Raw genomic sequence first — 5151 nt, forward strand, 5'->3', positions numbered from 1 at the left:
CGCTTCCGATCCTTACCGAGTATTCAACCTATGTGGGGCAAAACCTCGCACTCTATGAAGCATTCAAACAGATCAAAACAAACGAATACGATGCCCTGAATGTCGAACAGCGCCGTATCCTCGATCTGAATATTTTGCATTTCGAGCTTGCCGGAGCGCATCTGGACGAAGCGTCCAAAACACGACTTGCCGACATCAACCTTCGCAAAAGTACATTGACGAACGATTTTTCCCAGAACCTCCTTGATGCGACGAATGCCTACGAAAAAATCATCACCGATGAAACCGACGTGGCCGGCATCCCCGAAAGCGATCTTGAAAACGCGCGCTTCGAAGAAGACGGCGTCACAAAATACCGCTTTACCCTCCAGATGCCCTCGTACATCGCGTACATGACGTACGGGCCCAACCGGGCCATCCGCGAAGAGCTTTACCGAGCGTACACAACCCGTGCGCCTCAAAACAGCGCGATTATCGACGAACTGATGGCACTGCGGCAGGAGAGTGCCAAACTGCTCGGATTTGAAAACTACGCGCAATATTCACTGGCTTCGAAAATGGCCCCGGATACGAAAGCGGTAGTCAAATTTATCAACGAGCTGATCGAAGCGTCCCGTCCGCAGGCGGAAAAAGAAATTGCCGAACTGCGTGTCGCAGCCGGAGGGCTTGAGCTGCAAAGCTACGACACCGCCTACTACGGCGAAATTCTCAAAAAAGCGCAATACGACATCGACGAAGAAGAGTACCGTCCCTATTTCGAACAGCATTCGGTCATGGAAGGGATGTTCACTTTTTTACATAATCTGTTCGGTATCCGTTTTGAGGCCGTACAACTTGAGCTGTGGGATGAAAAAGCAAGTGCATACGATCTGTATGACGGCGAAACCCTGTTCGCGCGCGTTTACTTCGACCTCGAAGCACGCAAAGACAAACGGGGCGGGGCATGGATGCACAACTTCCAGACCCACTGCGAAGATGAAAAAGGGCGTATACACCGCTCCAGTGCCTTCGTCGTCTGCAACTTCCCCCCTTCTTCCGAGACCACTCCGTCTTTGCTCCGTCACGACGACGTCGTTACTCTCTTCCATGAAATGGGACATACCCTGCACCATCTAATGAGCCGGGTCAAAGAACGCGGAGTAAGCGGGGTAAGCGGCGTCGAATGGGATGCTGTCGAATTTCCGTCGCAGTTTCTGGAAAATTTTGCCTATGAACCTCAGGTACTCAAACTCTTCGCACGCCATTATGAGAGCGGCGACGTCCTCAGCGACGAGATGATCGCGAAACTTATCCGTGCCAAAAACTTTCAGAGTGCGCTGTTCATGCTCCGCCAGCTTGAATTCGCCCTCTTTGATTTCGAACTCCATTCGCGTCTCTATCAGGGAGAAGAGATTCAGCACCTTCTTGACCGGGTTCGGGAACGGACATCGTTGATCAAGCCCCCCGCGTATAACAAATTTCAAAACGGCTTTTCGCACATCTTTAGTGGTGGATACAGTGCAGGGTATTACAGCTACAAGTGGGCTGAAGTGCTCAGCGCCGATGCCTACTATGCGATCGTCGACGAAGGAGTTTTCGGTTCTGAGCTGGCCCATCGCTACAAAGAAGTGGTATTGGCCAAAGGGGGCAGTCAAAGCATGCAGGAACTGTTTGTCGAGATGATGGGACGCGAATGCGAGACGAAACATCTTCTTCGCCTCAGCGGAATCGAATAATGAAATTCTTCGCTCTTTTACTCTTTATTTACACCCTTTTAGGAGGTGCCGAAGTGAAAATCGCATCCTACAACGTCGAAAACCTGTTCGATATGAACGATGACGGGAACGAATACGAACAATACATTCCCAATACATCGTGGGGCTGGAACGAGGAAATGTACCGCATCAAACTACGCAATACGGCACAGGTGATCCGCGATATCAATGCCGACGTCATCGGTTTGCAGGAGATCGAATCCGAAACTGCCCTCAAAGCACTCAAAACCGAATTGAAGCGGCAGGGGCTCTACTACCCTTACCACGTTTTTGCACGGGCTAAAAACACGACCGTCGCAACCGCTCTGCTCAGCCGCTATCCAATCAAAAGTGCCCTGAGCCATTCGGTGAGTTCCCACCGTTCCTACCGCGATATTCTGGAAGCCAAACTCGACATCGAGGGCAAAAGCCTTCGCATCTTTGTTAATCACTGGAAATCAAAAAGCGGCCCGGAGAGCATGCGTATCGTGAGCGCAAAAGCACTCAAAAAGCGCCTTTCGGCCCTCGATAAAAACGAACCGTTCGTCCTTCTGGGGGATTTTAATTCCGATTACGAAGAGTACCGCACTTTCATCCGAAGCCGAAAGCACAACGACACCGGGGGAATTACCGGAATCAACCACATACTCGGGACCCTTGATGAGCAACAAAATCCGATCACCTATTCATCGCTCAAGTCGTGCGGAAACTGCCTCTATAACTTATGGTACGAGGTGGATAGTTCCGAACGGTGGAGCCATGAATTTCGGGGCAACAACGAAGCGCTCGACAACATGATCATTTCCCACGCACTTGTCGACGGAAAAGGCATCGAATATGTACGCGGCAGTTTCAAACGATTCGAAAAGCCCTATCTTTTCTACAAAGGCAAACCCTATCGTTGGCAGCAGTCGCGCAAAAAACCCAGACACCACACCGGAGAAGGATATTCCGATCACCTTCCGATCTGTGCCGTTTTTAAACTGTAACGCAAATCGGTTATAATGACTGCATGCGTCTGAATGTAGTTACACAGTATCTTACCTATCAGCTCTATCATGCACTTACGCTCCTTGACACGCTTGTGCGGAGCCACGACAGTGAAGAAGTACATGACTTTCGTATCGCCATACGGCGGGTGCGCTCATTAACGACTCTTTATCTCAAAGAGAGCGTCCCCTTTCCTCGCGAGCTCAAAAATGCCGTCAAATCGACCAACGCCATTCGCGAGCTTGATGTCCTGATCGAATCGCTGAATAAAAAACGCTCTCCGAAAACGTGCCGCCAGTTATCCCGATTACGGCGCGAATGTCTCGATTCGTCTTTTACCGCTGAATTCAAGGCCCAAACACTTCTTGCAATACGAAACTACTACGACACTCTATGCGATGCGGATCCCGATATCAGCTCGAAGCAGCTGATACAGACGGTCGAACGCCATTACTCCTCCGCCGTTGCCGATTATGCGGCCATCAGCGACGCAACATCGCAAAAAGAGCTTCATCAACTGCGGGTACGGTTTAAAAATGCCCGATACGGGCTGGAGTTTCTTAGCACGGCGCAGCTCAGAGACGAACACAACAAAATCGCCGAATGCAAAAAGATTCAAAATCAGCTGGGAGCGGTTCAAGACGCCTATAATCAGATTGAGTGGCTCAAAAAAGTGCAGAAGCACGCTCCCTCCTCCGAAACCGCCGGAGTTCTGAAAGAGCGAAAAAAATGGCTGAAGCAGCTTAAAGCCGCCAGTCGATCGGTTCAATCCCCCGCGCTTTAAGATAATCGTTCGTCCGACTGAAGGGTTTTGAGCCGAAAAATCCGCGATACGCCGACAGAGGCGAAGGGTGCGGGGAACGGACGATGAAATGTTTTTGCTCATCGATCAACGCCGCCTTTTTCCCTGCTGGCGCTCCCCATAGGATAAATACGATGTGTTCTCGCTGTTCGCTGAGCGTCGCGATGACATGGTCGGTAAAGCGCTCCCATCCGTGTTCTTTGTGTGAAAACGCTTCCCCCGCACGTACGGTGAGAAGCGTGTTTAATAACAATACCCCTTCCTTTGCCCAATGAGTCAGATCGCCGCTTTGGGGATAAGGACAACCGATGTCGTCGACAAGTTCCTTAAAAATGTTTTGCAAGGAAGGGGGAAACGCCGTTCCATGGCGTACCGAAAACGAGAGACCGTGCGCCTGGCCCGGCCCATGATAGGGATCCTGTCCCAAAATTACGGCTTTGACATTGCCAAAAGGGGTCGAATTGAAAGCATTGAAGATTTCATTCCCGCGCGGATATATAGTGCGCTGTTTTTTCTCTTCGATCAAAAAAGCTTTGAGCTCGCTCATATACGCACGGTCAAATTCGCTTTTAAGCGCTTCTTTCCAGCTGTCATGGATTTGAGGATTAAGCGACATTATTTGAGGAGGTCGTCTTCGAAAATGACCATCTCATAGACGCTGCGCTTGGTGACAAGCGATTTTTCGGGCGGTACCGTCGTATTGGTCCGCATGCGGGAGAGTTCGAGGCGCATTTCGGCCATCTCCTGCTCCATTGTCTCCATTTTGTCTTTCAGACGCATCACAACGTCAACGCCTGCCAAGTTCACCCCCAGCTCACGCGTCAACCGCAGAATCGTTTTGATCTTTTCGATATCGCGCTGCGAGTACAGGCGAATGCGCCCGTCAGAACGGGAAGGAGCGATCAGGTTTTCACGCTCATACTGACGCAATGTCTGCGGATGGATGTCCAAAATCTTGGCAACGATGCTGATCATGTATACCGGTTCATCGTAATGGTGCATAGCCTAGTCTCCTTGCGGCAGCGATTTTTTCATCTGTTCGACAAGCGCCGGATCGATTTTGTCTACAGCCGGCAGCACGATGTTGGCTTTGAGGTACAAATCTCCGCGTACGCCGCTTTGACGGTTCATGACCCCCATCTCTTTGAGACGGAAACGCTGGCCGTTTTTGGTGTTTTCCGGCACTTTCAGCGTCACCTCTTTTTCCAATGTCTGAATGCTGACCTTTCCGCCGAAAAGAGCTGCGTATAAAGGGACATTGAACGTCTTGACGAGGTTGTCCCCTTCACGCTCGTATTCGGGATTGGCCGCGACGTCGATCCGCAGATACAGATCGCCGGCCTGCCCTCCGGCACGTTTGCCTTTTCCCCGGACACGAAGTTTTTCGCCGCTTTTGATCCCGGCAGGGATTTTGATATCGAAACTCTCTCCTGAGAGGCTGATCGAATGTTTTCCGCCGAGTACCGCTACCGCAAACGGAACAGTGACGTTGGCGTCGATGTCAAGGTTCATACCGCCGAAGCCGCCCCCACCGAAACCGCCGCCCCCAAATCCGCCGAAACCGCCCCCTCCGAAGCCGCCTCCGCCAAATCCGCCGCCCTGACCGAATATGTTGCGCAGGATATC

The 5151-nt window shown here is 51.3% G+C and carries 6 protein-coding genes; 3 read left to right on the plus strand and 3 right to left on the minus strand.

Annotation, left to right across the window (positions count from 1 at the left end):
• From JU82_RS02120 to JU82_RS02130, 3 genes are all read left to right on the plus strand, one after another.
• On the plus strand, window positions 1–1715 hold a 1715-nt coding region (locus JU82_RS02120), incomplete at its 5' end, for a M3 family metallopeptidase (RefSeq protein ID WP_037945983.1).
• A gap of 53 nt (window positions 1716–1768) precedes the next feature.
• Window positions 1769–2722, plus strand: coding sequence for an endonuclease/exonuclease/phosphatase family protein (locus JU82_RS02125; RefSeq protein WP_294892004.1), 954 nt, complete (start codon window positions 1769–1771; stop codon window positions 2720–2722).
• Window positions 2723–2745: 23 nt separating this feature from the next.
• Window positions 2746–3507 (plus strand): CHAD domain-containing protein, encoded by a 762-nt coding sequence (locus tag JU82_RS02130; RefSeq protein WP_037945987.1) that lies wholly within the window; start codon window positions 2746–2748, stop codon window positions 3505–3507.
• Here the strand turns inward: JU82_RS02130 and ung are convergent.
• The 3 genes from ung to JU82_RS02145 all read right to left on the minus strand — a co-directional run.
• A complete protein-coding gene (gene ung / locus JU82_RS02135) occupies window positions 3467–4141 on the minus strand; it encodes a uracil-DNA glycosylase (protein WP_037945989.1) in 675 nt (224 codons plus the stop codon). The two genes, JU82_RS02130 and ung, sit on opposite strands and share 41 nt — an antisense overlap.
• Entirely contained in the window at window positions 4141–4527 is a 387-nt protein-coding gene (locus tag JU82_RS02140; RefSeq protein WP_037945991.1) for a helix-turn-helix transcriptional regulator, read from the minus strand. The genes ung and JU82_RS02140 overlap by 1 nt, the downstream gene beginning before the upstream one ends.
• A 3-nt stretch (window positions 4528–4530) precedes the next feature.
• Window positions 4531–5151: DnaJ family protein (locus JU82_RS02145; RefSeq protein ID WP_037945994.1), on the minus strand; the 621-nt coding region annotated here is incomplete at its 5' end.

The sequence above is a fragment of the Sulfuricurvum sp. MLSB genome (assembly GCF_000747095.1).
In the GTDB taxonomy this organism is placed as follows: Bacteria; Campylobacterota; Campylobacteria; order Campylobacterales; family Sulfurimonadaceae; genus Sulfuricurvum.

Coding starts and splice junctions, on each gene's coding strand:
- JU82_RS02130 (WP_037945987.1), top strand. CDS start 2,746: ATGCGTCTGAATGTAGTTACACAGTATCTTACCTATCAGCTCTATCAT.
- ung (WP_037945989.1), bottom strand. CDS start 4,141: ATGTCGCTTAATCCTCAAATCCATGACAGCTGGAAAGAAGCGCTTAAA.
- JU82_RS02140 (WP_037945991.1), bottom strand. CDS start 4,527: ATGCACCATTACGATGAACCGGTATACATGATCAGCATCGTTGCCAAG.